Annotated in this window: 29 protein-coding genes; 4 read left to right on the top strand and 25 right to left on the bottom strand. The window is 38.3% G+C overall.

Going from position 1 to position 26,525, the window contains the following annotated elements:
- Positions 1-177: 177 nt before the first annotated feature.
- The 8 genes from folD to SNE38_RS14415 form a co-directional block, all read right to left on the bottom strand.
- Entirely contained in the window at positions 178-1,041 is an 864-nt protein-coding gene (folD, locus tag SNE38_RS14450) for a bifunctional methylenetetrahydrofolate dehydrogenase/methenyltetrahydrofolate cyclohydrolase FolD (RefSeq protein ID WP_191703995.1), read from the bottom strand.
- A 113-nt stretch (positions 1,042-1,154) separates the two neighbouring features.
- Positions 1,155-1,541 (bottom strand): transcription antitermination factor NusB, encoded by a 387-nt coding sequence (gene nusB / locus SNE38_RS14445; RefSeq protein ID WP_191703996.1) that lies wholly within the window; start codon positions 1,539-1,541, stop codon positions 1,155-1,157.
- Positions 1,542-1,751: 210 nt separating this feature from the next.
- Entirely contained in the window at positions 1,752-2,018 is a 267-nt protein-coding gene (locus tag SNE38_RS14440) for an aminopeptidase (protein WP_191703997.1), read from the bottom strand.
- A gap of 72 nt (positions 2,019-2,090) precedes the next feature.
- On the bottom strand, positions 2,091-3,581 hold the full coding sequence (glpK, locus tag SNE38_RS14435) for a glycerol kinase GlpK (protein WP_336046749.1): 1,491 nt from the start codon (positions 3,579-3,581) through the stop codon (positions 2,091-2,093).
- A complete protein-coding gene (locus SNE38_RS14430; RefSeq protein ID WP_336046748.1) occupies positions 3,581-4,390 on the bottom strand; it encodes an MIP/aquaporin family protein in 810 nt (269 codons plus the stop codon). Before SNE38_RS14430 ends, glpK begins: the two co-directional genes overlap by 1 nt.
- A gap of 11 nt (positions 4,391-4,401) precedes the next feature.
- Positions 4,402-6,048 (bottom strand): glycerol-3-phosphate dehydrogenase/oxidase, encoded by a 1,647-nt coding sequence (locus SNE38_RS14425; protein WP_191704000.1) that lies wholly within the window; start codon positions 6,046-6,048, stop codon positions 4,402-4,404.
- Positions 6,049-6,225: 177 nt separating this feature from the next.
- Positions 6,226-6,630, bottom strand: coding sequence for an Asp23/Gls24 family envelope stress response protein (locus tag SNE38_RS14420; protein WP_191704001.1), 405 nt, complete (start codon positions 6,628-6,630; stop codon positions 6,226-6,228).
- A 130-nt stretch (positions 6,631-6,760) separates the two neighbouring features.
- The gene (locus tag SNE38_RS14415) at positions 6,761-7,834 is read right to left on the bottom strand and encodes a mechanosensitive ion channel family protein (protein WP_191704002.1); all 1,074 of its coding nucleotides are present in this window, start codon (positions 7,832-7,834) and stop codon (positions 6,761-6,763) included.
- Between the two features lie 189 nt (positions 7,835-8,023).
- On the opposite strand from SNE38_RS14415, the gene SNE38_RS14410 reads away from it, so the two are divergent.
- Positions 8,024-8,368, top strand: coding sequence for a nuclear transport factor 2 family protein (locus tag SNE38_RS14410; protein ID WP_191704003.1), 345 nt, complete (start codon positions 8,024-8,026; stop codon positions 8,366-8,368).
- 32 nt (positions 8,369-8,400) lie between these two features.
- Here SNE38_RS14410 and SNE38_RS14405 read toward each other — a convergent pair whose 3' ends face one another.
- The 17 genes from SNE38_RS14405 to SNE38_RS14325 form a co-directional block, all read right to left on the bottom strand.
- A complete protein-coding gene (locus SNE38_RS14405) occupies positions 8,401-9,309 on the bottom strand; it encodes a VanW family protein (protein WP_336046747.1) in 909 nt (302 codons plus the stop codon).
- Between the two features lie 213 nt (positions 9,310-9,522).
- Positions 9,523-10,518, bottom strand: coding sequence for a M23 family metallopeptidase (locus SNE38_RS14400; protein WP_336046746.1), 996 nt, complete (start codon positions 10,516-10,518; stop codon positions 9,523-9,525).
- Between the two features lie 7 nt (positions 10,519-10,525).
- On the bottom strand, positions 10,526-11,305 hold the full coding sequence (locus tag SNE38_RS14395; protein WP_336046745.1) for a polysaccharide deacetylase family protein: 780 nt from the start codon (positions 11,303-11,305) through the stop codon (positions 10,526-10,528).
- 162 nt (positions 11,306-11,467) lie between these two features.
- A complete protein-coding gene (locus SNE38_RS14390; RefSeq protein WP_191704007.1) occupies positions 11,468-12,769 on the bottom strand; it encodes an NCS2 family permease in 1,302 nt (433 codons plus the stop codon).
- 279 nt (positions 12,770-13,048) lie between these two features.
- The gene (gene accC / locus SNE38_RS14385; protein WP_191704008.1) at positions 13,049-14,413 is read right to left on the bottom strand and encodes an acetyl-CoA carboxylase biotin carboxylase subunit; all 1,365 of its coding nucleotides are present in this window, start codon (positions 14,411-14,413) and stop codon (positions 13,049-13,051) included.
- Positions 14,414-14,428: 15 nt separating this feature from the next.
- A complete protein-coding gene (gene accB, locus SNE38_RS14380; protein WP_191704009.1) occupies positions 14,429-14,923 on the bottom strand; it encodes an acetyl-CoA carboxylase biotin carboxyl carrier protein in 495 nt (164 codons plus the stop codon).
- 193 nt (positions 14,924-15,116) lie between these two features.
- Complete coding sequence (locus tag SNE38_RS14375; RefSeq protein ID WP_191704010.1) at positions 15,117-15,650, bottom strand: SpoIIIAH-like family protein; 534 nt, start codon at positions 15,648-15,650, stop codon at positions 15,117-15,119.
- Entirely contained in the window at positions 15,647-16,024 is a 378-nt protein-coding gene (locus SNE38_RS14370; RefSeq protein ID WP_191704011.1) for a hypothetical protein, read from the bottom strand. The genes SNE38_RS14375 and SNE38_RS14370 overlap by 4 nt, the downstream gene beginning before the upstream one ends.
- A 66-nt stretch (positions 16,025-16,090) precedes the next feature.
- Positions 16,091-16,225 (bottom strand): hypothetical protein, encoded by a 135-nt coding sequence (locus SNE38_RS14365; RefSeq protein WP_263618324.1) that lies wholly within the window; start codon positions 16,223-16,225, stop codon positions 16,091-16,093.
- A complete protein-coding gene (locus tag SNE38_RS14360) occupies positions 16,222-17,133 on the bottom strand; it encodes a stage III sporulation protein AE (protein WP_191704012.1) in 912 nt (303 codons plus the stop codon). Before SNE38_RS14360 ends, SNE38_RS14365 begins: the two co-directional genes overlap by 4 nt.
- On the bottom strand, positions 17,133-17,510 hold the full coding sequence (locus SNE38_RS14355) for a pyruvate formate-lyase (protein ID WP_191704013.1): 378 nt from the start codon (positions 17,508-17,510) through the stop codon (positions 17,133-17,135). The genes SNE38_RS14360 and SNE38_RS14355 overlap by 1 nt, the downstream gene beginning before the upstream one ends.
- A gap of 4 nt (positions 17,511-17,514) precedes the next feature.
- Positions 17,515-17,721, bottom strand: a complete 207-nt coding sequence (locus tag SNE38_RS14350) for a stage III sporulation protein AC (protein WP_191704014.1) — start codon at positions 17,719-17,721, stop codon at positions 17,515-17,517.
- 104 nt (positions 17,722-17,825) lie between these two features.
- Entirely contained in the window at positions 17,826-18,830 is a 1,005-nt protein-coding gene (locus tag SNE38_RS14345) for an NAD(P)H-dependent flavin oxidoreductase (RefSeq protein WP_191704015.1), read from the bottom strand.
- 179 nt (positions 18,831-19,009) lie between these two features.
- Entirely contained in the window at positions 19,010-19,567 is a 558-nt protein-coding gene (gene efp / locus SNE38_RS14340) for an elongation factor P (protein ID WP_191704016.1), read from the bottom strand.
- A 17-nt stretch (positions 19,568-19,584) separates the two neighbouring features.
- Entirely contained in the window at positions 19,585-20,646 is a 1,062-nt protein-coding gene (locus tag SNE38_RS14335; RefSeq protein WP_336046782.1) for a M24 family metallopeptidase, read from the bottom strand.
- A gap of 15 nt (positions 20,647-20,661) precedes the next feature.
- Positions 20,662-21,090 (bottom strand): type II 3-dehydroquinate dehydratase, encoded by a 429-nt coding sequence (aroQ, locus tag SNE38_RS14330; protein WP_191704017.1) that lies wholly within the window; start codon positions 21,088-21,090, stop codon positions 20,662-20,664.
- 68 nt (positions 21,091-21,158) lie between these two features.
- Positions 21,159-21,566: a DNA helicase gene (locus SNE38_RS14325; RefSeq protein WP_191704018.1), complete on the bottom strand. Its 408-nt coding sequence runs from the start codon at positions 21,564-21,566 to the stop codon at positions 21,159-21,161.
- A gap of 235 nt (positions 21,567-21,801) precedes the next feature.
- On the opposite strand from SNE38_RS14325, the gene SNE38_RS14320 reads away from it, so the two are divergent.
- The 3 genes from SNE38_RS14320 (at position 21,802) to SNE38_RS14310 (ending at position 26,436) form a co-directional block, all read left to right on the top strand.
- The gene (locus SNE38_RS14320; protein WP_225223786.1) at positions 21,802-22,689 is read left to right on the top strand and encodes a DUF1385 domain-containing protein; all 888 of its coding nucleotides are present in this window, start codon (positions 21,802-21,804) and stop codon (positions 22,687-22,689) included.
- Positions 22,690-22,924: 235 nt separating this feature from the next.
- Entirely contained in the window at positions 22,925-24,643 is a 1,719-nt protein-coding gene (locus SNE38_RS14315; protein ID WP_191704020.1) for an ABC transporter ATP-binding protein, read from the top strand.
- Positions 24,640-26,436, top strand: coding sequence for an ABC transporter ATP-binding protein (locus SNE38_RS14310; protein WP_191704021.1), 1,797 nt, complete (start codon positions 24,640-24,642; stop codon positions 26,434-26,436). Before SNE38_RS14315 ends, SNE38_RS14310 begins: the two co-directional genes overlap by 4 nt.
- Positions 26,437-26,525: the final 89 nt, after the last annotated feature.

Here is a 26,525-nt window from a genome sequence, read left to right as displayed (position 1 = left end):
GGTTTCTAGTTCGATTATGCCTTTAGCGCGCATAAGTCATCCATCATTCTGCTTCGGTAATGAAAAATAAAATAACCGGCATGTTCCCCGCTAATTTTAACCTCATTTATTATTATACCCGTCAAGATAAAAATCACGATTTTGATCGACGTCAAAATCGTGATTTTTAAAGTTAGATTATTCCGCTTGACGTTCTAACTCTTTTTCAGCTGCCTGCACCGTATTTTCCAATAGCATCGTAATAGTCATTGGACCTACACCGCCTGGCACTGGTGTAATATGAGAAGCGATTCCCTGAACATCATCAAAGTTCACGTCACCGCATAAATGATTTTCTTCATCACGGTTAATGCCAACATCAATAATTACCGCACCTTCTTTAATATGCTCACTTGTAATAAAGTTCGCACGACCAACTGCTGCGATTAGAATATCCGCTTGTTTCGTGAAAGATGGCAAATCAGGTGTTTTTGAATGAGTATATGTAACGGTTGCATCTTTTTGTAATAGTAATTGCCCCATTGGCTTTCCAACGATATGGCTACGACCAACGATGACCGCATGCTTTCCGGCAACTTCAATTCCGGAGTGTTCAAGTAATTTCATCACCCCGTAAGGTGTACATGGCAAGTATGTATCCTGTCCTAACATCATTTTCCCTACGCTAATCGGCGAGAAGCCGTCCACGTCTTTTTCCGGGGAAATCGTTTGGATAACTTTGTCTTCATCGATGTGCTTCGGTAATGGAAGTTGAACAAGAATACCGTGAATATCTTTACGATTGTTTAATTCACGAATTTGTTCTAGTAAAGCTTGTTCGGAAATATCTTCCGGGAGTTTGATTAGTTCTGAAAACATACCAATTTGTTCACAAGACTTTTGCTTGTTGGCAACATATGTCTTTGAAGCCGGGTTATCCCCCACTAAAATAACTGCCAATCCAGGTGTTATTCCTTTCGCTTTAAGTTCTTGGACACGTGTAGCAACTCCTGTGCGAATTTCCTGACCGATTTCTTTACCATTGATAATTATACTTGACATGTTGTTACTCCTTCCAGTGATCACGACAATTTGGAAGGTTACCAAAATTATTGACAACCAACCAATTTAAATCTCATATATTAATCTTTATAGATTTGAATACATTTATTGATTTATTGCTCAGTAAATTTCGAAAGTACACCATTGACGAACTTGCTTGATTTTTCGTCACTGAATGTTTTGCAAAGCTCAATTGCTTCATTCATTACAACTTTGTTTGGTGTTTCTGCCTCATACAACAATTCGTATACAGCTAAACGTAGTACAGTTCTCTCAATTTTCGGTAGACGACTAATCGTCCATTTTTCAAGGTTTTTTTCTAGCGCTGCGTCAATTGCTTCCAAGTTTTCAGTTGTCCCACGAACTAATTGTTCCAAAAAGGCATTCGATTTTTGTTCTTCTTCAAGAACATGACCAATCGCCTCTTCTATTGAAAGTTCTGTGCTGTCTAACTGAAACAAAGCTTGCAACGCTTTTTGGCGCGCCTCTGTTCGTTTCATAAATTAAAGCTCTCCTTCATAAGTAGCATTACTTGTTATCATAGCATATTTTGCAAGGCGTAGCACAGTTTGACTGAAAATTTTTGGCTGTAAAAAGAGATTTGCGTAAACTATCTTAAAATGGTGAAATTTGCGCTAAAAAAACGACATGTTTAAGTAAAAACAACATGCCGTTCCTATACTTTTTATAAGAAATTTTAGAACCGATAACTAATTGTTCTGAAGTGGGATCATCAGTGTACCTGTTTCACGCTTGTCATTTTCGGAACCCGGGAATTCAAAAAGGTACGTTATTTGTTCTGTCGTTTCCTTTAACACAAAGAACTGAAAATGCTCCATGTTTTCCAGGAAATACCGGATGTCCTGCATCGCCATTAACTCTCCTACTTCTTCGTAATGCGCTAATGCTTGCTTAAAGTAGGCAGTAATTAATGTTAAATCTTCTTCATTTGCCATACGAATATAATCTTTGCTCATATTTATTAACTCCTCAACTAGACTACGACATATTATAGCATAATTCCAAAAAGGAAATAGAAAGTCAGTTCCTTATTTAAACGCCTGTGCAGCCTTTACTGCCTTATGCCAGCCTGTAAATAACTTTTCCCGTCTTTGTTCATCCATTTCTGGTTCAAATTGGCGATCGAGCTGCCAGTGCTTTTGAACCTCGTCAATATCTTTCCAGAACCCAACAGCTAAGCCAGCTAAATAAGCTGCGCCAAGTGCGGTAGTTTCGTTAATTGAAGGACGTTCAACTGGTACATTGAGTATATCTGATTGGAACTGCATTAAAAAGTCATTCATCACCGCGCCGCCATCAACTCGCAATGTTTTCAAATTGATCTTAGAGTCTGATTCCATAGCCGCCAGTACATCTCGTGTCTGGTAAGCAAGCGATTCCAATGTCGCACGGATGAAATGTTCCTTTGATGTTCCACGAGTCAACCCAAATACAGCTCCGCGCACTTCGCTATCCCAATACGGGGTTCCCAATCCTACAAAAGCGGGCACGACATAGACACCTTCTGTATCTTCCACACGTTTGGCGTATTCCTCACTTTCAGCAGATTTCCTAAACATTCGGAGACCATCTCGCAACCATTGGATGGCTGACCCGGCTACGAAAATACTCCCCTCCAATGCATATGTTACTTTTCCATCGTAGCCCCAAGCAATCGTTGTTAGTAAACCATGCTCAGATTTCACCGCTTCTTCCCCGGTATTTATAAGCATAAAGCACCCAGTTCCATACGTGTTTTTAACCATTCCCTTTTCATAGCAAGCTTGGCCAAATAAAGCCGCCTGCTGATCACCTGCTATACCTGCGATCGGTACTTGATGACCGAAGAAGTGATTACCGGAAATTACTCCATACACTTCAGATGATGGTTTGACTTCAGGCAACATAGAATGAGGTATACCTAGTATTTCAAGTAGCTGATCATCCCACTTAAGTTCATAAATATTGTACATTAACGTACGGGATGCATTTGAATAGTCCGTAACATGCACTGCCCCTTCTGTTAGTTGCCATATAATCCACGTATCAATCGTACCGAATAATAGGTCGCCCGCTTCTGCTTTTTCTCTTGCACCTTCTACATTATCGAGAATCCATTTAACTTTTGTTCCGGAAAAATACGCATCCAAAAGAAGTCCTGTCTTATCGCGGAACAATTCATCGTATCCGGCTTCTCGTAATTCATCGCATATTCCTACTGTTTGACGTGATTGCCACACAATCGCATTATAGACAGGTTCCCCTGTATGTTTATCCCATACAACGGTCGTCTCACGTTGGTTCGTAATTCCTACACCTTCAATTTGCGTTGACTTTATATTGTTTTCGGAAAGCACTTTTGCAATTACCGCTAAGATTGAACTCCATATTTCCTTTGCATTATGTTCAACCCACCCTGATTTTGGAAAGTACTGCCTGAATTCCTGTTGTGCTACATGAACAACATCGCCTTTTTTGTTGAATAAAATAGCACGCGAGCTTGTCGTACCTTGATCCAATGCCATAATATATTTTTCCATCATGTAATCTCCTTTGTAGCGGATTTCGGTTGTGTAATAATTGCTGCAATACAAATGACAATAAATAATGCAGCAAATAGCCAAAATGTCATTGTACCTTCATTTAAAAAGAATTGTTTATAAAATAATGCCCCTGTTACCCCTCCTATAATCGGACCGAAAATCGGTACAAAAGCATACGACCAATCTGAATCTCTCTTATTTGGAATAGGCAATAAAAAATGGGCAATACGAGGACCTAAATCGCGCGCTGGATTTATCGCATATCCAGTAGGTCCACCTAAACTCATACCAATCGCCATAACAATTATCCCAACAAGGAGTGGATTAATCCCATCTACCAGTGAATTGCCCCCGAGTGCCAAAATTCCTAACAATAATACGAACGTACCGATCATTTCCGTAACGAGATTTGACAGGGGATGACGAATAGCGGGCATTGTTGCAAATACGGACAGTTTAGCATCTGCATCGTCAGTTTTGGACCAATGAGGCAAATACGCAAGGTACACGATCACTGCCCCAATAATAGCTCCTATAAGTTGGGCTAGTATATACATTGGAACTTCTACCCATGGTAAATCACCAATTGTTGCGAACGCAATGGTCAAGGCCGGATTGATATGAGCGCCACTGATTCCTCCTACAGTGTATGCTGCGATTGCCACGGCAAAACCCCAGGCAATCGTAATGAGGACCCAGCCTCCATTTTCGGCTTTAGAAAATTTTAACAAAGAGCCGGCGACAACTCCACCACCTAATACAATTAATATCATCGTACCTACAAGTTCAGCTAAAAAAGTCGACATGGACTCCACCTCTATTTATTGGATATTGTTACGTTTTTTAGTTCGTTTTCGAGTTGTTGTTTTTGATACATCTTTTGATTTTCTGTCCAGTTCAAATATTCTGCCATTTCCTTTATTACTGTTTCTTTATACCGTCTTACCAAATCAATATTAAATAATAGCGCACCCGTTCTGCGAATAAAAAAGTCTGTCGGGGTACATGCACATTCTTCATTCATTGCATAATAAAGCTGACCATATATAATAGGCGGTAAATCTCCTTTTGCCTGTGAAATATAATTAAATACTTTGTCAACATTCGTTCCGTAAAACTTCGCCAAATAACGACTTTGATCTTCGGTTAAACCGAATTGCTGTCCAATTATAGTACGCTTACTGACGAATCGTTCAAAATATTTAGAACCACTCATATCCCCGCCTGAAATAGGTAGATGTTTCGTAATGGATTTCCCGTATGATTGCTGATATTCCTCATTTAATTGCGAAACAACTAAGTCCACAATTTTTTCAGCCATTTTCCGGTACCCTGTCAGTTTTCCTCCTGCAATCGTAATAAGCCCATTTTCAGACTGCCATATTTCGTCTTTCCTCGAAATTTCCGAGGGTGCTTTCCCTTCTTCATGAATGAGTGGTCGGACACCTGCCCAAGCGGACTCTATTTTCTCTTCTGTTATTTGCAGTTGCGGGAACATATAATGAATCGCATCCAAAATATATTGACGGTCTTCTTTTGTAATATCCATATTCTTTGGATCACCATCATAAAAAGTATCCGTTGTCCCTACATAAGTTTTTCCATCTCGAGGAATCGCAAAAATCATTCGCCCGTCTTTTTCTGTATCAAAATAAATGGCCTGCTGTAATGGGAAATCGTCCTCATCAAAGACAAGATGAACACCCTTCGATAAAATAAGGTGTTTATTGTTGAACTCCCCATCCAATTTTCGTACGTCATCAACCCAAGGACCGGCAGCATTCACAACTTTTTTTGCTTTAATGGTATATTGTTCACCCGTTAATTGATCTTCCACCTTTACTGTGGAAAAGGCTAAATTATTTGATTCAAATCCAACCACTTTCAAATAATTCAATGCAAATGCTCCATTAGCAGCAGCTGCTTTCATTACTTCAATTGTGAGACGGGAATCATCTGTTCGATATTCGACATAGACACCACCTCCAACCAATCCATCCTTTTTAATAAGTGGTTCACGTGCAATCGTCTCATCGGCAGATAACATGAATCTTCTTTCATCCTTTTTAACGCTCGCTAAAATGTCATACACTTTCAAACCAAGCGCCGTCGAGAACGTACCAAACGTCCCTCCTTTATGAAACGGAAGTAGCATCCATACAGGGGTCGTAACATGTGGTCCATTCTCATAAACAATCGCTCTTTCACGTCCTAATTGTGCGACCTCTTTGATTTCAAATTGCTTTAAATAGCGCAATCCGCCATGTACAAGCTTCGTTGAACGACTGCTCGTTCCTTCTGCAAAATCCTGCATTTCTGCCAATCCTACCTTCAATCCTCTTGTTGCAGCATCAAGCGCAATACCCGCTCCTGTAATGCCGCCTCCAATCACAAAAAGATCAAACGTTTCTTCTTGGAATACTTTTTTCATTCGTTCTCTGGCTGTTGCAGAAAAGTTTCCCATAACGTACGTTTCCTCCTTACTATACAAAACTGTTATTCTATACCCTATTTTCACCCTGTTCCAAAACTTAAATTCATAAATGCAAGAAAAAAAGGATTCAACTGTGCATATTTAGAACGTGCCCAACAAAAAACCGAGCTTTATTGGAAAATAAGCTCGGTCACATGGTTCATATTATTATTCTGCGTCTTTTGAATTTTCAAACTGAATACCCGTAATATGGATATTTACTTCACTCGTTTCGATAGCTGTCATATTTAGAATAGCTTGACGAATTGTTGTTTGTACTTCTTTTGCTACCTTTGGAATCGCAAAGCCATATTTCACTGTACAGAAGACATCAATGACAATATTGCCCTCTTCCGACATAGCCGATTTTATGCCTTTTGAATGTACTTTTTTACCGAAGCGCTCGGCAACACCTGACGCGAAATTTCCGCGAGTTGCTGCAATTCCTTCTACTTCTGTTGCAGCAATACCTGCAATTACTTCAATTACTTCTGGCGCTACTTCAATCTTTCCTAGCTCTTCTTTGCCAACTGGTGTAGGTTGAACAAATGCTACATGTTGTTTCTCAGCCATTTGTGATACATCCTCTCTTATGTAAACTAATGGATTTCTAACGCTTTTACTTTAAATCCTTATGTTCAGTATACTACAATTATACACTTCATGTAGAATGGTTACGCCACTTTTCTAACAGGAACGTTTATTATCCGTCATTCCAAACAAATTGCCCTTGATTTGGGTCCACTAGTTTTACGTCGTTTGCCTCGCAATAATGCTTTGCAGCAAATAGTATATCCTGTCGTACCTTCAGCATAATATCCGAGTCGTTTGTATCGACAAAATAACGAATAAGAATGCGACAACTATTTGGTCTAAGCTCATCCAACGCTACATGGATAACATTTTTTGACGTCTTCGGATGCAGTGAAATCTGCTTGCGTAATCTTTCAATGAACTTCACGATTGCCTCTTCACTATTATCATTTGAAAGAAACAAATAATGCTCCACTTTCCGCTGTGTGCGCTTTGATAAATTGTAGATAGGTCGATTCACCAAATAGGAGTTCGGTACATAGACCAACCCTTTATCAGACGTCTGGATAAGGGTACTTCGTAAATTAATATCTTCAATTGTCCCATCAATTTTTTCGTCACTGGACATTACCCAATCGCCAACTTGAAATGGTTTATCAAGCGCAACACTCATCCCGCCGAAAATATGAGCCAGTGTATCACGAATACCAAAAGCCAGCGCTACCCCTGTTAATCCAAGTGCTGTTAAAAACCCATTTAAATTAAAATTCCACAATGAAGCAATTGTAAACATCGCAATTGTCATTACAGCAACTTTACTAATCCGTAAGAAAAATGGAGTCAAAATATCCTGATCTTTCCCTGTTTCAAATCGATGGGGATTTTTCAAATAAAAACTCAGTACATCATAAAGTGCATTAAATGCAAAAAACACATAAACCGAATCAATATAAATACTTAGCTTTTCATTGTCAAATAGCCACACTTCCACTAAAAGAGATACTGCTATTACAATTAAACTGAAAATAAGCGCATTGCGGATTGATGGATAAACACTTTTTGCAATATCACTCATTACCGGATGATTTTTCTTATTTAACAAATCCGCTATTTTAAATAGAAGCGGGCGAATAATTAATCGGATGATAAGTAAACCAACGATTAATATCGCAGCAGCAGCTAATGCATCTGGTAATGTAGGCACAGTAACAGACGGTATTAACCATTTAATTGATTCCCACATAGCTTCACCTTCTTTACAACTTTAAATCAAAATCATACCATGTATTGAAATGGTTTGACTAACCCAATGAAAATTCCGAATATTCATTCGTTCTATACTGCATCATCTTGATTTTTGGCTTTTAAGTTTGTATTATTTTCCTTACAAACAATATGCTCAACTATTCAGCATTAAAACGGAGGAATCGTTATGAAATCATTAAAGGAACAGTTTTTACAGTTAGAACAACAACTCATGCTTTACCGTAAGCGTGATTTTACAGCTTATTTAAGCGAAGATTTTAAAGAATTTGGTTCCTCTGGAGGCATTATGGATAAAAATTTCCTACTTGAAAATGTAACCGAACAAGGCTTTGACAAAGTCTATTATGACGTCACAGACTTTGAAGCGCTACTACTTGCAGACGATATTGTTCAAACAAGGTTCATTACAACGAATTTAACAAATGGTAAACAACAAAACCGTAGCTCACTTTGGCGCAACGAAAATGGGATATGGCGCATGTTTTTCCATCAAGGTACACCGTCAATTTAAAAAGCCACTCTCAATCGAGAGCAGCCCATATTTTAAGACTTTTTTAATACATCCTTATATTGATGTGTAGTCCGTAATTCAATGGTGAGTGTGTTCTTCGAATAAAAAGTTCTAATTAAGAACGGCACCCCGCTATTATTCTGGAATTTAAAATCCAATGTGCCATATGAAACCGTTGCATCTCTGCCAGTTGGCACATAGCCGATGTTTAGAGAATGATGGTGCCTTTCCTTCATTTTAACTCCAAGTTGATCCACTGCATTAAATAATGTGGAAGATGTTTGGCAAATACCTCCACCAATACCCATTACTAGCTGCTTATTAATTATTTCTGGGGCTGGTTGGTAGCCTTTTGACACCGATCGTTCACCAACCATTGTATTGAATGAAAAAGTGTCTCCATCACCCACTACTATATTATTGAGTGCAATTGCTGAAAGCTCGATATTTCTGCTTCTTCCTGTTTCAGAAGAAGAGAAATATGTAGTATATGAAGCAACTGTAACATCATTCATTGAAGGGATGTCCTCAGCATTATAATTACTTTCCAGCAAGTATAAAGGTAAAAAAATGTCTTCACCTTTATATGAAGCAGCAATTACTTTTTCCACTAATTCACTTTCCTTTAAAAGGATTCCTGGATTCCCCTTAATAATCTCACCATTAGCGTCCACTCTATCCAATTCCATTTGTTGATCATAGCCAGGGATATCCTTAGTTCCTCTAGCTAATTCCCTTGCTATTTCTTCGACCTTTGATTTGTACAATTTGTCATCCACACCAAACCCCATTAATTGCGGAGAAAAGGTTTTAACAATCTGTAAAGTTCTCGGATCAATTAAGGTAATAACGACTGGGTAGATGAACTGTTGCTCCGAAATGGCGACTTCTGAAGTAGAAGTTAGATTATCTGAAACGACGTCCAAAACTTGTTCATCCATTTCAGCATTCCCTTCGTCCGTTACCCTCAAATTCTGTTGACAACCCGATAAAATGCAGACACTTATAAAAAAATAAATAACCCATGTTTTCATTTTATTTCCCCTATCTATAAAAGCAAAGATTGTCTAGTCTATTCAGAATTTTTTTTTTAGTACCGTTACTTTTATAGGTAAGGAAGGGGATAGATGATAAGTATAATGAATTTAACCACTTTATTTTTTCGCGTTCTTCGCTTCTATTTCCCATCTGGTAAGGGCAGGATAAGGATCAAACGCCCATTCTGTCCGTCCATTGAATTTATAAATTCCATAATGGAGATGCGGCGGAAATTTCCCTGCTGTCCCCTCCTTTCCGTACCCAGTACTTCCAACATACCCTATAACTTGTCCTGTCTTTACAATATCGCCCTCTTGTAAGCCTTTTTCAAAATAAGCTAGGTGAGCATAATAGTGGTAGGAGTTATGATTATCTCGTATTCCAATACGCCACCCACCAAATTGATTCCATCCCATTACTTCTACTACACCATAAGAAGTGGAAAGTACGGGTGTATTGTAAGGAGCATATATATCTGTTCCTTCATGGTTTCTCCTTCCACCCCATCCACGATTGGCTCCCCATGTACCGCTATAGCTATAGTCAGCTCCAATTACAATCGGAAACGTATGCTGGTCCAGTTCAATTGTTCTAAACTTCTCATATAATTTGGCTATCGCGACTATTTGATTGACAGATATTTCGTTTTTATAGTAATCCCATAATGCTAACTTAAAATTGTCTTCACCATAGCCATACTGTCTTAAATAGTTGGCCATCGATAGCAATACATCTTCATCATTCGTTTTATCGGCAATGCCATCCCCGTCGCCATCGATGCCCAACCCATTAAAATAGGCAATGGAAAGTGGAGATTTATCATTTTCTGACGGATTTAATGCCCCAGACCAAAACTCATCTGAAAATTGTATAGCGATTACTGATTCGCGTTTTGGTATATCCGTACGGACCTCTTGGATATTGCGCTCAAATTGGTCAACAGCCGCTAAATAATACCATGGCATCAATACATTTTCATGTTTCATATAATAGCTCATTCTTTTTTGTACTAATTGCTCTTTCGTCGGGGGACTCTCGGATTCCGAAGCTTCTGCAATCGGTATAAATACCCATAAAAAGGCAGTTGTAATGATTATTGCAAGTCGGTTCATAGCTCCCTCACTCCTCTACGACATGATGCTTTTCTTCATTTTGTAAATGAATCATTTGGGAGATCGTAATAAATTTATATCCTTCTTTTTTAAGCTCTGGCAAGATTTTTTCCATTGCTTTTACCGTTTGCTCTCGATTCCCACCACCATCATGAAACAATATGACATCCCCATTTTTCAGCCCATTTAATACTGTAGTGACAATTTTGTTTACACCTGGTTCTTTCCAGTCTTCTGTATCCTGATGCCAGGACCACATTACAATTTTGTAGCCTTTTTTCACAACCTCATTTACAATAGGCTCCGTATAGTATCCTTCAACTGGTCGAAATAAATATGGCTTTTCCCCCGTTATGCTAAAAATAACATCCGACGTTTGGTCAATTTCCTCTAAGATGTGGGAGACTGATTTTGTATTCGGATGGGTATATGTGTGATTTGCAATTTCATGTCCATCTTCAGACATACGAAGCACAACTTCGGGACTTTTCTCAGCGTGCTGTCCCACGATGAAAAAAGTTCCCTTTGCTTCATATTGTTCGAGCAAATCCAAGATCTGCTCTGTATACTTTGGGTGCGGCCCATCATCAAATGTAAGTGCTACAACTTTTTCGTCTGTTTTTATATCCCAAATAATATGTCCTGTCTCTTCATAATACTGGCGTCCTTTTTCTAAAGATTTTGCATTCGTTGCCCCGAGACTATGGAAAACATAGAATGCCGCAAATAAAAATAAAAGAACTAAAAATAAAATAAAGGCGATTCTTTTAATTCTTTTTCTCGTCACATTATCACTTCCTTCATTGTTTTACTCTTCATTAGTATTTAGAGAAACGTAAAAAAAATGTACTTAATTTAAAGTGAAATAAATCCAATTAAAACATGGTTAAAATTGGAATTTAAAAACAAAAAAAGTGTTGTTTCAAAAAGAAACAACACTTTTCTTAATTTAATGTGGTAAATAAGCTAACTGTAATACAAATAAAACCGCAAATATATAAACAAGCGGATGTACTGCACGCCCGCGACCTTTAATCAGCATAATAAGTGGATAACTGATAAATCCTAAAGCAATCCCTGTTGAAATGCTTGAAGTTAACGGCATCGATAAAATAACTAAAAATGCAGGAAACGCATCTTCCATTTCATCCCAATTTATGTGCTTTACAACACTAATCATTAAACTCCCTACAATAATCAGTGCCGGTGACGTAATCGCCGCTACAACTGATAAGGAGCCAACAAGAGGTCCGAAAAATGAAGCAAAGATGAATAGCACAGCAACTGTTAATGCAGTTAAACCTGTACGTCCACCTACCGCTACACCAGAGCCGGATTCTAAATATGCTGTTGAAGGACTTGTCCCAAACATCGCACCAGCAGTGGTTGCAAGTGAATCGGAAATAAGTGCTTTACGTGCACGAGGTAATTTTCCATCCTTCAATAATCCTGCCTGCTTTGATACTCCGATTAATGTACCTGTCGTATCAAATAATGTAACTAAAATGAATGAAAAAATAACACCATATAAACCATATTCTATAACTTCCTGAATCGCTGTAATCGGATTAAATACAATTAAGCCTTCCGGAAGATGCGGTAGCGCTACTACTTTATCAATCGAAAGCTGTCCAGTGAACATCGCAATAACAGCGGTCACAATCATACCGATAAAAATTGCCCCGTTTACTTTACGTGCCATTAATGCGACCGTTATGAACAACCCGATAAATGTAAGTAAAGGTGCCGGTTCCGTAATATCTCCAAACTTGACTAAATTGGAAGTATCCGCCACGACAATTTCAGACATACGAAGCCCGATGAAAGCAATAAATAAGCCAATCCCTGCTGTAATCGCCAACTTAAGGTTTTCCGGAATGGCTTTTATCAGCATCTCACGGAATGGCGTTAAACTAATAATAATAAATAAAATACCTGCAATAAATACTGCTGAAAAGGCAGTAGTATAAGTAATCTCACCATTTGAGGCTAATACAACAGTATAAGTAAAATATGCGTTTAATCCCATACCCGGAGCAACGGCGATCGGATAGTTCGCACAAAGCGCCATCCAGCCTGTCCCGATAACTGCTGCGATAATTGTTGCCATAAACACTTGATCAACCGGAACACCAGCACCTGATAAAATAATTGGGTTTACAATGATGACATAAGCCATCGTTAAAAATGTAGTTAAACCCGCAAATAATTCACGCTTAACTGTCGTTCCATTTTCTTTTAATTGAAACATTTGCATAACCTTCTTTCAAACACGAACATTTTTAAACAACTTATATATAATATTCGTTTATAGAGCGAAATGCAATCATTTTACATAAATTTAGTATATGTTTTAATTTTCTATATAATCAGAAATTTATATAAGAGAAATCTTGAATAGACTGCATTTATCTATTGTTCCCTGTTTTTCAAACAATCATTCGTAGTATCCTCTATTAGGTAAATGAAAAAAGCGTTGTAAATTTTAATTCTAAAATTTACAACGCTTGTATTTTTTTATTTAAAGCGATTAAGACTTCACATTCACGCCTAAAATATCATTCTCTTCAAGGAACTTCGTGTTGAATTTCGCTGATTTGAATACGTCGTTGTTCATTAAAGCTTGGTGGAATGGAATTGTTGTGTTAATTCCAGGTCCAGCTACTTCGAACTCTGATAAAGCACGATCCATTTTAGCGATTGCTTCCTCACGCGTGTCAGCATGTACAATCAGTTTTGCTACCATTGAATCGTAATATGGCGGGATTGTATAGCCTGCATATACAGCAGAATCAATACGAACACCATATCCGCCTGGAACAACATACGTTTCTACCGTACCTGCTGAAGGCATGAAGTTTTTGTATGCGTTTTCAGCGTTAATGCGGCACTCAATTGCCCAACCGTTGATTTTAATGTCTTCTTGCTTGAATGGCAGCTTTTCGCCAGAAGCGATTTTTAATTGTTGCTGTACTAAGTCTACACCTGTGATCATTTCTGTTACAGGATGCTCAACTTGGATACGTGTGTTCATTTCCATGAAGTAGAATTTATCTTCTTGGTAATCATAGATGAACTCGATTGTACCCGCACCTTCATAGTTACAAGCAAGCGCTGCTTTCACAGCTGCTTCACCCATTTGTGCACGACGCTCTTCAGATAGTGCCGGTGATGGCGCTTCCTCAACTAGCTTTTGCATACGGCGTTGTACCGTACAGTCGCGCTCACCAAGATGAACAACATTGCCAAAGCTGTCTGCTAATACTTGAATTTCACAGTGACGGAAGTACTCAATGAATTTTTCCAAATAAACACCAGGGTTACCGAATGCTGCAGCGGCTTCTTTTTGAGTAATCTCAATACCTTTTACAAGATCCTCTTCAGTGCGTGCTACACGGATTCCTTTACCACCACCACCAGCAGTTGCTTTAATGATGACTGGGTAACCGATTTTCGCTGCCCATTGTTTACCTGTTTCGATATCCGGCACAATGCCAGTACCAGGAACTAAAGGAACGTTTGCCGCTTCCATCGTGTCACGGGCAACGTCCTTAATCCCCATAATTTTAATCGCATCCGAAGAAGGACCGATAAATTTAATACCCGCGTTTTCACAAGCCTCTGCAAATGCTGCGTTTTCCGCCAAGAAGCCATATCCAGGATGGATTCCGTCAGCACCTGTTTTTTGTGCTACCCCTAAAACAGCCGGGAAACTTAAATACGAATCTTTCGATAATTTAGGACCGATGCAATATGCTTCATCCGCTAACTTTACGTGTAACGCATCCGCGTCAGCTTCCGAATATACTGCAACTGTTTGAATACCAAGCTCTTTACATGCACGGATAATACGTACCGCAATTTCGCCACGGTTTGCGATTAATACTTTTTTCATTGATAGTTACGCTCCTTATTCAGCTTTTACTAGGAATAAAGGTTGACCATACTCTACTAATTGGCCGTCTTGTACTAAAATTTCTACAATTTCCCCTTTAATTTCAGCTTCGATTTCGTTGAATAACTTCATTGCTTCTACGATACATACGATTGACTCATCGCCTACTTTGTCGCCTACTTTTACGTAAGGTGCTGCTTCAGGGTTTGGAGATTGATAGAAAGTTCCGACCATTGGAGAAGTGATTTTATGTAAATCAGCTGCGTTTTCCACTGGTGCTGGAGTTTCTACTTTTGGAGCCGGTGCTGGGATTGAAGCTACCGCTGTTGGAGCAGGTGCTGCAACTTGCGCTACTGGTGCCTCCTCTACCTTTTTAGGAGCTACTACTTCTGTTACACCATTCTTTTTCTTTAATTTAACCTTTGCGCCGTCCGCTTCATAAACAAACTCGTCGATAGATGATGCATCTACTAATTTAATAATTTCTCGGATTTCTTGAACTTTGAACATTCTTAACTCTCCCTTTAAAAAAGTAATAACAATACAAACCCTATTTTATAATTTTTCCGACTATTTTGAAATACTTTATTTTAAATTACATAAAAATAGGCATAAAACAGAACAAATGTATATTAAAACAAAGAAATAAATAATCATCTGCTATATAACACAGCTCTGTTATTCACTTTAATAGGACGAGCGGTTAATTAAAAGGTTCAAACTTTACTTGTACGTTTACATAGTCATTAAATTCAGAACGAACGATATACATAATTTCACTTGCCTGCTTGTTTGATATCTCATCAGACATAACCGTTACCATTACTTTTTCATCGTCAATTCGGACAAGTGCATCGGAATAGCCGATTGATTTAATAAGCATTTCCAACATTGCCTCTGAAGACTCTAGTTTAATAAGTTCGTCCATTTCATTGAATGCCGTATTCTTTTCTTCCGCGCTGTATTCATCGGATGCAATCTTTTGTGTTAATTGCGCTTTCAATTGGCTTCGTTTGTTTGCTTGCTCTAGGCGCACTTCCTGGAATAAATCACTTTCTGAATTAACTGGTTGAGTTAGATTTTGGTTAACTCCTAAAATATCCGTTTCATTAATAGCTTCATCGGAAAAAATCGATAAAATATTCGGTGTATTGTCTTCAAAAATGTAGAATACAGAAATTACCGCAACTAGGCTTACTAATGTTAAAAACCATACTGTTCGCTTTTTCACTTTCACTTATTTTCCTCCTTAATTTGCATTGGTACAACTTGAATACGATGCGCCGGAATTTGAAGAACATGCCCTACCGTTTCCTTTAGCATGATTTTCACATCGGCCCTGTTTGCTCCTTGTGCCACAATAATGACACCTGATAGTTGTTCTTGTTGTGTCACAGCTAAAAACTGTTGTTCCCTTTGTTGATCATAGTGAAAATATACCTGTACTTGTCCGACTGAATGAATCTCACTTAATAAATTTGCAAGCTGTTCTTCATTTGAGCGATTTTTTTCCCCTTTCTCTGATTGTGGTAGAAGAAAGAATAAACTAAGAATAAATACAACGGCAATAAAGATTAAAACGATAGGACGATTCGCTTGTTTCTTTTCCACATTATTAAGCGTATGCGCCCCCTTCTCTACTAGAATTCAAAATAATGTATGAACGAAAGAACACGGTTATGCAAAGAATGAAAGAATTGTGCTTGTAACAAATAAATATAGGGCAAGCTTCACATAGACGTGCCACTGCTTTTCATCTGCAAACACAAGCAAACTGCTCCCCAGCAAAATAAATAGAAATAATTGAATCACGTTTTTCCTCCTATGGACATCTGCATAAAGAAAATAAATAATAGCACGATAAACATAATCGCAAAGCCGAGTAAAAAAGCGACTGCGCATAAAACAAACAGCGTCTTCCCGACATCATCAAACAAACTGCTTAAGCGCATATTCGTAAAAGGCTCGGTAACTGCACCCATGATTTTAAAAAGCAAGGCATGTAAGAGCAATACAGTTGCAGGATAAAAGGCCGCCCCCCAAACGATTGTTAAAAAGGATAATCCAATAAAAGTCGAAACAGTTGATTGGGTTTTTTGGAAAAAGGACAATCCTTCAACAATCAGACTTCCGATTAACGGAATGTTTTGTTCTATTAGTTTTTTTATAGGAGATTTCAATGCATCGTTTAATTGGATAAATGCAATACCGGATAATGTAAGAATAGATGTGAGAGCCACAACAGAAGCAATCATGACGCTCAATATGGAAGAGCGAATAAGGTCTGCAGCTTTAGTAAAGGAAATTGCAGGATATATTTTCGTACATACATCGAAAACTAAGGCGAGGACAAGGGCTGGTATTAATATGTTCGTACTGACAAATAAAATAACTTGAACAAATATAATGATAATAGGATTCCAGGCGATTGCTGTAAAAACAGTTTGAATTGTCAACAGCATGAACGTCATAATCGGTAATATAGCCATGAAAAAATTTTGAAGCAATGCAATCAACTCATATAATACGACAAAAGCATCGACTACATTTTGTGCAAATACAACGATGAAAAGCAGTATAAATAGCTGTTCTATTAACACGGCTTCACTCGGCACTAGGGCAATTAACAGCAAATACAATAAAATGTAAATTGCAACGAGCAATAATGAAAATAACAAAGATTGAAACGGCTCGGTAAAGATTGAAAAGAACGTCTCCATTACTGTAGCCTTTCTAATAGTTGGATTAACACCTGAAACTTAGGTTGCAATAGATTGATCCAATATAAAACTGCTGTCATACGTATGGACAATGTAACCAGCGTCGCAAATGCATCATACTCATATTGCTCCAATAGCTGGCAGATCAACTCATTCATTAGGAAAAGCAATGCCGTAAACAATAGCCCCTTACTATATGGAACACTGTTAAAAATAACGGCCAGTCGCTGCCAAAGTGGAATTAATTGTTCGCGAATAATAAATTGGAAAAAAATAAAAAAAGCGATGACGACAATAATCGAGTGCAACTTGTCCATTGTCTGTTTTAAAAATAAAAACAGAACTAAGTAAATGACACTAGCAAATAAGGCAATCATTTAGCTAGACTGCTGTCAACCATTGAAAAAATATGACAATCTCTTGAAAGAACAAGCGCAAAAATCGGATTAATTCAATCGTCATATATAAATACGCAATAAAGAATAAGAAAAATGAAAACTCTTTTTTTCCTAAATGTTCGAAAAATAAATGAAGAAGTGCAATAATCAACCCAACCCCTGCAACACGAAGCACATCTTGTAATTCCAATAAAGCCCTCCTTCCTTAACGAAACTATATGCAATTCATAACGAAATAAGCACAAAAAATACCGATGAGAAAGTTTTTATCCTTCCTCATCGGTGATTTTTCCATTAATGATATAACTGCCCGATAATCTCTTTTATCGATCCTTCTTTAGCCAAATAGCTATTTTCCCCCATCCATAAGGACATGTATTCGGGCTTATTTTGATTAGCACTCTCTTTCCGAATATGTAATGTTAAATAATGCTGGATTGGATAAGGTGCAACTATAGCATCCTTTAACTGCTCGGTAAATTTATTTTTAAGACCACGTGCATATTTTCCTGTAAATGCCTTAGTCAATGTTGTGGACTCTTGTGGAGAATTCAAAATGGCATTTTTGTGGGGTTTTGCAGCACCACACTCATGGGCCGTCAATAATACCGTTCCAACTTGTACAAATGAGGCCCCTATTTCAAGCATGCTGTTTACATGCTTTTTTGTCATTATGCCCCCTGCAGCAATAATCGGAATCGATACTTTTTCCCGTACAGTCATCACTAAATCCGCTGTAGCAATTAGTTCGATAGGCTCGGTAAATGAACCTCGGTGACCGCCTGCTTCCCGGCCCTGTAAAACAACTGCATCTAGCCCTGCCTTTTCAACCGCAATAGCTTCTTCGATTGTTGTTGCTGTGCCAATCAAATACACATCATGCGACTTCAATTTCATAATGGTATCTTCGTCGGGAATGCCAAATGTAAACGATACTATATTTACACCTTCATCAATAATTGCTTGAACTTGCCCATCGAAAACTTCTGTCGATATAACGCGTTGTATATTTGGTATTCCCAGTTCATCATAAATCGGCTGTAACGCCGAACGTGCATCTTGAAGGACAGTAACATCAATTCCAGGCTCCTCCTGAATGAACAAATTTACACTAAATGGCTTATTCGTTATTGATTTAACTTTTTTAATGAATTCCTTCGTCTCATCGCCATTTAAATAGCCTGCTCCAATCGAACCTAATACTCCCACTTCACAACAAGCCGCCACAAATTCAGGAGTTGTAATACCTGCCATCGGTGCTTGAATTATTGGCTTTTCAATCGAAAACTTTGATTTCATAGTCGTTCCACTCCTTTCTTTAATTATACTAACCTAACCCTTAATTATCTATAATTTCTAGTGAATGGAAGGTGTATGTATATTCCCTATAATATAGATTGTCACAATAAAAATAGGGATACCGCAAGAAATGCAGTATCCCTATCTTTTAAATGCAGGAATTCACTTATACGTACAGATTATGCACGTGAAACGTAAGAACCTTCAGTTGTGTTGATGATTAGTTTGTCACCTTGGTTAACGAAGAATGGTACGTTTACCATTAAGCCTGTTTCCATTTTAGCTGGTTTAGTACCGCCTGAAGCTGTATCGCCTTTAATACCCGGCTCTGTTTCAGCTACTTCTAAAATAACTGTATTCGGTAATTCGATACCGATTAGCTCACCTTGATAAGATTGGATATGAAGCTCCATATTTTCTAATAAGTAGAATAACTCTTCTTTAATTTGTGCTTCAGATAAAGTAGTTTGATCGTAAGACTCCATGTCCATGAATACGTGCTCGTCACCTTGTGCATATAAATATTGCATTTTGCGGTTTTCGATCATCGCTTTTTCTACTTTTTCACCAGCACGGAATGTTTTTTCTGTTACGTTACCATTACGTAAGTTACGTAATTTAGAACGCACGAATGCAGCACCTTTACCTGGTTTTACGTGTTGGAATTCAAGTACGCGGAATAAGTTACCGTCAACGATAATTGTTAGACCTGTACGGAAATCGTTTACTGAGATCATGAGTTGTTTCCTCCAAATTATAAAATAATTAATTCTTTTGTCGAATGTGTTAGTACTTCATTACCCGTTTTTGTGATTAAAATATCGTCCTCAATTCGAACGCCACCAATTCCAGGAATGTAGACACCCGGTTCAATTGTTACAACCATATTCGGCTCCAGCACAGTTTCAGAACGGAATGATAACCCAGGTCCTTCATGCACTTCCAAGCCGATACCATGACCTGTTGAATGACCAAATGCACTGCCTAAGCCTTTTGATTTTAAGTAATCACGTGCCACTGCATCTGCTTCGATCCCTGTCATGCCTGGACCCACTTTTTCAAGTGCCAGAAGCTGAGACTCGAGTACAGCATTGTACATATCTACCAACTTCTCTGAAGGTTGTCCTACAGCGATTGTACGTGTTATGTCCGAAATGTATCCATTATAGTAAGCACCAAAATCAAGGGTTACAAAATCGCCCGTTTCAATAATTTTATTTGTCGCTACACCATGTGGCAGTGCTGAGCGCAATCCACTTGCAACAATAATATCAAAAGAAGAACTTGTAGCACCTTGTTTACGCATGAAAAATTCTAATTCATTCGAAACCTCAAGCTCTGTTATACCAGGCTTGATGAACTTTAAAATATGTGTAAATGCATTATCCGCAATTTCACAAGCAACCTTAATAATATTAATCTCTTCTGCAGTCTTAATCAAGCGAATTTTTTCAATTAAGCCTGAAACTGGGATAAAATCGATTTTCACTGCAGATTTATATATTTCATATGTACCAAAATGTATAGCATCCTTTTCAAATGCCAATGATTTCACGCCCATTAGCTCTACTTGTTTTGCTACTTCATCAAAAATTGTCCCAGTATGCTGAGCAATTCGAAAATCTTTAATCTGCTCGGAAGCCTGCTCCGTATATCGGAAATCGGTAATAAATACCGCATCATTTTGCGAGACAATTGCCACTCCTGCAGTCCCAGTAAAACCTGTCATATAGCGACGGTTATACTCGTTTGTAATCAATAAAGCATCTACATTATGCTCAATTAAAGCCTGACGTAATTTTGCTAGTTTCACGATTTCTCATTCCCCTTTTTATTGTTGTAAAAACTTGCGGATGGCCAACTCATAGCCAAATGTACCAAGTCCACAAATTTGCCCTATACATTGTGCCGCCAATTTTGATTCGTGACGGAATGCTTCCCGTGCATGAATGTTTGAAATATGCACTTCGATTACCGGTACATGTACAGAAGCAATCGCATCCCGTAGCGCGATACTTGTATGTGTATATGCACCAGGATTAAAAACAATGCCATCTATGTCTGTGTCAGCTGCCTCATGGATCCAGTCAATGAGGATCCCTTCATGATTGGACTGGCGAAAGTCGATGGAAGCATTGAACGAACTTGCAAGCTTTTCACATTTCACCTTTACATCGTCCAATGTTTCAGCTCCGTAAATTTCCGGCTCACGCTTCCCTAAGCGATTTAAATTTGGACCATTTAAAATAAGTAGCTTCATCTATGTGTGCCCCTTTTTTCATACTGACCCTATTTTATCACAGACTTTTCAGACATCAATACTTTCACCTATCGATATATATATAACTTCTTATACTGGGCAGTTTCAATAATAAAACGCATTATCGTCAAAACTACTATGATAAAGGGAATCGATAACTTTTTCACCGAAGAAAATTCAATTGGAAGATCTAAAATCAGCCATTCCAAAATTACTGCAATAACCAGCCCTAAAATTAACGAAAATAAAAAAGGTGGCGCCTTAAACAAAAACTGTGCCAGTAACGTAATCACATACGCACATACTGCCAGGATTAAAAACAGAACAGCCCATCGTTCAAAGGCAGTCCATTCAAACCATTCATATTTTTTTAGAAAAGAAACGGGTTGCCATGGAATAAGACTAAAAAAGTGCAAACCTTTTAAACTGATGGTCATTAAAAGTGCTGCGACTATAGCCGTAATCAATAAATGCATACAAATCAAAACTCCTCTTTTTTTTACAGTATTGCCGTTTGTAAAAAAACTATTCGAATCAATAGTGCTTTTCACCAAAATTTAGTACAATATGAAAGTGAAACTTTAAGATGGATAAGGGTAGATTCCCTTCTATTTTTAAAGTACAAAAATAGAAATATAATTAGAGAGTGGTGTGCTGCAAGTGAGTAATAATGCGCCAGTATATGGTGGGCAAGCACTTTTAGAAGGTGTCATGTTCACCGGGCAAGATCATATGGTAACTGCAATTCGTCGAAATGATGATTCCATTGATTATTTCCACGTTAAAAAAGAGAAAAAGCCTATATATCAAAAACTGAAAAAAATTCCATTCGTTCGCGGTGTTGTGGCGTTAATCGAATCGGCAGGATTTGGATCTCGGCATTTACAGTTTGCTTCAGACCGCTATGAAGTGACACCAGGTGAAGAAGAAGAAAGCGGTGGTGAGGAACCATCGAAGTTAATGATGATTTTAGGCGTAGCCGTTATCGGTGTATTATCGTTTCTATTCGGGAAATTTGTCTTTACATTAGTACCGATGTTTCTGGCAGAATTTCTTAAACCATGGTTCCCCGGAAAAACTGTACAGATTCTTATCGAAACAGGCTTTAAGTTAGTTTTATTATTGGCCTACCTACAAATTATTACGATGACACCTTTAATTAAACGTGTTTTCCAATATCACGGAGCTGAGCATAAAGTAATTAACTGCTATGAAGCCGGCCTAGAATTGACGGTTGAGAATGTACAAAAGCAATCCCGCCTGCACTATCGTTGTGGCTCAAGCTTTATTTTATTCACAGTAATTGTCGGCATGTTTACATACTTCTTTGTGCCAGTAGATCCTCTATGGGTACGTCTTGTAAGTCGTATACTATTAATCCCAGTCGTAATCGGCATCTCATTTGAAGTATTACAAGCAACAAACGCGGTACGTGATATTCCCGGTTTACGTTATTTAGGTTATCCAGGTTTATGGCTGCAGCTTTTAACGACAAAAGAGCCAAAAGATGAAATGGTTGAAGTTGCCATTGCATCATTCAACAAGCTTCATGAAGTTGAAAAAAATCCGGCTATTGCACAAACTTTAGTGCATGACTAAGAAAACAGGAGTTGATTTGAATGTGAAAGCATTCAGCTCAACTCTTTTTTTCTTTATTATTTAGACTCTCGAAATAATTTTATTGAGTTCATTTAGATGAAATGGCATAATAGATATCAAATATGACAGAATTGTTAAAAATCATTTTAAAAGCTTCTGTAATCTAGAGAGCTTGGTTTTTATATAGGTAAATCAGAAGTTAAAATCTAAAGAATTCAACATGAGAGGTAATCACATGAAAACTATTTTCCAATTTATGAGGCGCTATAAATGGCCTGCCGCAATTGCCTTCTTTTTAATGCTTTTAGAGCTGACAAGCGACTTGATCCAGCCACTTTTCATGGCAAAGATGATCAATGAAGGTTTATTAGAAGAAAATTTGTCCAATGTTGCATTCTGGGGTGGCTGTTTATTTGTATTGGCACTGTTTTCCTTTATAAGCGGTGTTTTAAACTCCTTCTTCTCCGCACATGTCGCACATAGCTTCGGCTTCGATTTACGTAAGGCACTTTATAGTAAAATTCAATCGCTGACAATGGCTACATACTTAACATTTCCGACATCGGGTCTAATTACCCGGCTAACGAGTGATGTAACGCAAACAATGAATATTGTCTTTATGATGCTACGAATAGCAATGAAAGCACCATTAATGACAATAGGTTCGCTCATTATGGCATTTATCATCAATGCAAAACTTGCCTTGATCTTATGTGTAAGCTTTCCTTTTTTGCTTATCTTTCTCGTATGGATGGTATCGATTGGCATCAAGCTATTTGCACGAGTACAGCATCGACTTGATTTTGTGAACCGACAGCTTCAGGAAGGTTTGCAAGCTGTAAGATTGATCAAAGCATATATGCGGGGACAGTATGAAGAAAGCCGCTTTTTATCGGTCGCAGAAAACTTGAAGTTTGATACGATTAAAGCGACACGTGTTATGGAAATCGCTTTGCCTGTCCTTCAATTTGTGATGAATATTAGCTTACTTATTGTAATATGGGTTGGTGCAGATGCGATTCGGGAGAACGATATTCTTGCTGGGGACTTAGCTGCAATTATTAACTATGCATTCCGTATGACAGCTTCATTTTCTATTTTTTCATTTATTATTATTGCCTATGCCCGCGCCAAAGCTTCTGCTGAGCGTATTGAGGAAATTTTAAATGTTAACGAAGGAACTGAGGAAGTAGAGAAAAATGAAGCCCCTATTCTTGAAGACTTCTCGATTCGTTTTGATAATGTTTCTTTCCGTTATCCAACAACCGAACAGTATACGCTTCAGAATCTATCATTTTCAATTCATAGTGGCGAAAAAATAGCGATTATGGGCGCAACTGGCTCAGGTAAATCAACCATTTTACAGTTAATCGAACACTTTTACGAGGCTAACAGTGGTGCGATTTATATAAATGGTCACAATATAAAAGAAATCCCGTTACAACAATTGCGCCGCTCGATTACTTATGTCCCGCAGCAATCACTTCTTTTTTCAGGGACGATAGTGGACAACTTACGCTGGGGACAAAATGAAGCATCGCTTGAACAAATTATTGAAGCGACGAAAAAAGCACAAATTCATCAGTCCATTGAAAGCTTTGATAAACAGTACGAGACAATGATTGGACAACGCGGCATAAATTTATCAGGTGGCCAAAAACAACGTCTTGCCATTGCACGTGCCCTGCTGAAGCCAGCTTCATTACTCATTTTGGATGATAGTACTTCGGCGCTTGATGTTGCGACCGAGCAAAAATTATGGGAAGCGCTCGATTCAGAGTCATTAACAATGCTCGTTGTCACACAAAAAATTCAAACAGCACAAACGGCCGATCGCATACTACTTATTGATGAAGGTCAACTTCATGGCTTTGGCACACATGAGGAGTTATTAGAAACAAACGAATTGTATGCGAAAATTGTGGCTTCACAGCAGGAGGTGCTTGCCGAATGAAGATTTTCAACTATGAACCTATCATCACGAAAGAACAAATAAAAAATGCAAGCGGAAAAAAGAAGAAAGGCGAACGTGCTCAAAACTGGACGTACACTTTAAAACGTATTCTTGATTTTGTTGCCGAGCAAAAAATGCTTCTAATTACTGTGCTGCTTCTCGTCGTATTAAGCTCTGCACTCGCATTAATCGGACCATTTATTATCGGACGACTAATCGATCAGTTTATTGATGGCAGTTCGTTAAGCCAACTGCAATATTGGCTATATGGATTGGCGGTCATATATTTGCTCTACAGTTTAGCGAGCTATTTCCAAAATTACTGGATGGTCAGCATCGCTCAGCAAACGGTCTTTCGCATTCGTACACAGTTATACGGGCATTTTTTCAGGCTACCTCTTCGCTTTTTCGATAAAAGAAAGCACGGTGAATTAATGAGCCGCGCGACAAATGATATCGAAACAATCAGTGCAACCTTAAACAGTGCCTTCATCCAAGTCGTATCAAGTATATTAACATTGACGGGTACCGTAGCCGTCATGCTGTGGCTGAGTCCTGCTTTAACGCTCATCACGATGCTGATTGTGCCGCTTATGTTTTACGGCATGCGCTGGATTACAAAACGAACAAGCTTGTTATTTAAACAACAGCAAGCAGCCATTGGAGAAATGAATGGTTTAATTGAAGAATCGATCACAGGTCAGCATGTTGTTAAAGCCTTCTCTCAAGAAAACGAAATGCTGCGCCAATTTGATGAAAAAAATACGCGGATTCGCACTGTCGGCTTTTGGGCATTAACATATTCCGGCTTCATCCCAAAAGTCATGAACACCTTAAATAGCTTAAGTTTTGCAATTGTTGCATTTGCAGGTGGTCTTTTTGCCTACTATGGATATATTTCTATCGGGACAATTATTATTTTCACAGAATATGCACGTCAGTTTACCCGTCCGCTGAATGATTTGGCAAACCAATTTAACACCGTCTTATCTGCTCTTGCAGGTGCTGAACGTGTCTTTTTAATTATGGATGAAAAAGAAGATAAAACCGTTGGGGAAAATGTTGAGATACTCGGTAATGTCCGTTTCCAAAATGTTTCGTTCCAATATGATTCACAGGCATCCTCCCCTACTTTATCGAATGTGTCTTTTGAGGTGAAAGCAGGGCAATCGGTTGCGTTAATCGGCCAAACCGGAGCAGGTAAAACGACGATTATGCAGCTCTTAACAGGGCTATATGAAAAGACGGATGGGAAAATCGTTTTTGACGATATGAATATTGAAGAAATTTCCAAAGCCAGTCTACGTAGCCAAATGGCATTCGTATTACAGGATCCGTTTCTATTTGAAATGACGATAAAAGAAAACATACGCTACGGGAAACTTGATGCAACAGACGAGGAAATTTATGAGGCAGCGAAAAAAGCAAATGCCCATTCATTTATTGATAAGCTTCCAAATAAATACGATACAATTTTAAGCGCGGATGGCAGTCAAATCTCTCAAGGTCAAAAACAGCTGCTCTCTATTGCGCGTGCCTTCGTTGCAGACCCGAAAATTTTATTATTGGATGAAGCGACAAGCAGTATCGATACAGTGACTGAGCTCCATATTCAAGAGGCCCTTGAAAAGCTGATGGAAAATCGTACAAGCTTTATAATTGCACACCGTCTAAATACAATTCGCAAAGTCGATTATGTTATCGTGCTGAAACAAGGGAAAATTATCGAACAAGGAACGCGCCAGCAGCTTATTGAAAAACAAGGTGTGTTCGGACAAATGCTGAACGTGTAGGCATAAAAAGAGCTAAGGCATCTTAATAAATATACAAAACCGCCCATGTTGCACTATAAAAGCATCATGAGCGGTTTTTTGTTTATTAT

The sequence above is a fragment of the Solibacillus ferritrahens genome, from assembly GCF_037027585.1.
GTDB lineage: Bacteria > Bacillota > Bacilli > Bacillales_A > Planococcaceae > Solibacillus > Solibacillus ferritrahens.
The sequence above is the reverse complement of the archived record's forward strand: the minus strand, read 5'-3'. Positions and strand labels throughout refer to the sequence as shown.

Bases quoted from the DNA above. Each gene is read 5' to 3' on its own strand.
- folD (WP_191703995.1), bottom strand. From the start codon at position 1,041: ATGTCAAGTATAATTATCAATGGTAAAGAAATCGGTCAGGAAATTCGC.
- aroQ (WP_191704017.1), bottom strand. From the start codon at position 21,090: ATGAAGCTACTTATTTTAAATGGTCCAAATTTAAATCGCTTAGGGAAG.
- accB (WP_191704009.1), bottom strand. From the start codon at position 14,923: ATGTTCAAAGTTCAAGAAATCCGAGAAATTATTAAATTAGTAGATGCA.
- SNE38_RS14440 (WP_191703997.1), bottom strand. From the start codon at position 2,018: ATGAGCAAAGATTATATTCGTATGGCAAATGAAGAAGATTTAACATTA.
- SNE38_RS14315 (WP_191704020.1), top strand. From the start codon at position 22,925: ATGAAAACTATTTTCCAATTTATGAGGCGCTATAAATGGCCTGCCGCA.
- SNE38_RS14425 (WP_191704000.1), bottom strand. From the start codon at position 6,048: ATGGGAAACTTTTCTGCAACAGCCAGAGAACGAATGAAAAAAGTATTC.
- nusB (WP_191703996.1), bottom strand. From the start codon at position 1,541: ATGAAACGAACAGAGGCGCGCCAAAAAGCGTTGCAAGCTTTGTTTCAG.
- SNE38_RS14410 (WP_191704003.1), top strand. From the start codon at position 8,024: ATGAAATCATTAAAGGAACAGTTTTTACAGTTAGAACAACAACTCATG.
- SNE38_RS14415 (WP_191704002.1), bottom strand. From the start codon at position 7,834: ATGTGGGAATCAATTAAATGGTTAATACCGTCTGTTACTGTGCCTACA.
- SNE38_RS14400 (WP_336046746.1), bottom strand. From the start codon at position 10,518: ATGAACCGACTTGCAATAATCATTACAACTGCCTTTTTATGGGTATTT.
- SNE38_RS14355 (WP_191704013.1), bottom strand. From the start codon at position 17,510: ATGATTGCCTTATTTGCTAGTGTCATTTACTTAGTTCTGTTTTTATTT.
- SNE38_RS14405 (WP_336046747.1), bottom strand. From the start codon at position 9,309: ATGGATGAACAAGTTTTGGACGTCGTTTCAGATAATCTAACTTCTACT.
- glpK (WP_336046749.1), bottom strand. From the start codon at position 3,581: ATGGAAAAATATATTATGGCATTGGATCAAGGTACGACAAGCTCGCGT.
- SNE38_RS14345 (WP_191704015.1), bottom strand. From the start codon at position 18,830: ATGAAATCAAAGTTTTCGATTGAAAAGCCAATAATTCAAGCACCGATG.
- SNE38_RS14390 (WP_191704007.1), bottom strand. From the start codon at position 12,769: ATGTTTCAATTAAAAGAAAATGGAACGACAGTTAAGCGTGAATTATTT.
- SNE38_RS14420 (WP_191704001.1), bottom strand. From the start codon at position 6,630: ATGGCTGAGAAACAACATGTAGCATTTGTTCAACCTACACCAGTTGGC.
- SNE38_RS14325 (WP_191704018.1), bottom strand. From the start codon at position 21,566: ATGCATTTATTGATTACGGCTATAGTCGCAGCACTTTTAATGACCATC.
- SNE38_RS14310 (WP_191704021.1), top strand. From the start codon at position 24,640: ATGAAGATTTTCAACTATGAACCTATCATCACGAAAGAACAAATAAAA.
- efp (WP_191704016.1), bottom strand. From the start codon at position 19,567: ATGATCTCAGTAAACGATTTCCGTACAGGTCTAACAATTATCGTTGAC.
- SNE38_RS14430 (WP_336046748.1), bottom strand. From the start codon at position 4,390: ATGTCGACTTTTTTAGCTGAACTTGTAGGTACGATGATATTAATTGTA.
- accC (WP_191704008.1), bottom strand. From the start codon at position 14,413: ATGAAAAAAGTATTAATCGCAAACCGTGGCGAAATTGCGGTACGTATT.
- SNE38_RS14320 (WP_225223786.1), top strand. From the start codon at position 21,802: ATGTTCACCGGGCAAGATCATATGGTAACTGCAATTCGTCGAAATGAT.
- SNE38_RS14360 (WP_191704012.1), bottom strand. From the start codon at position 17,133: ATGGAGACGTTCTTTTCAATCTTTACCGAGCCGTTTCAATCTTTGTTA.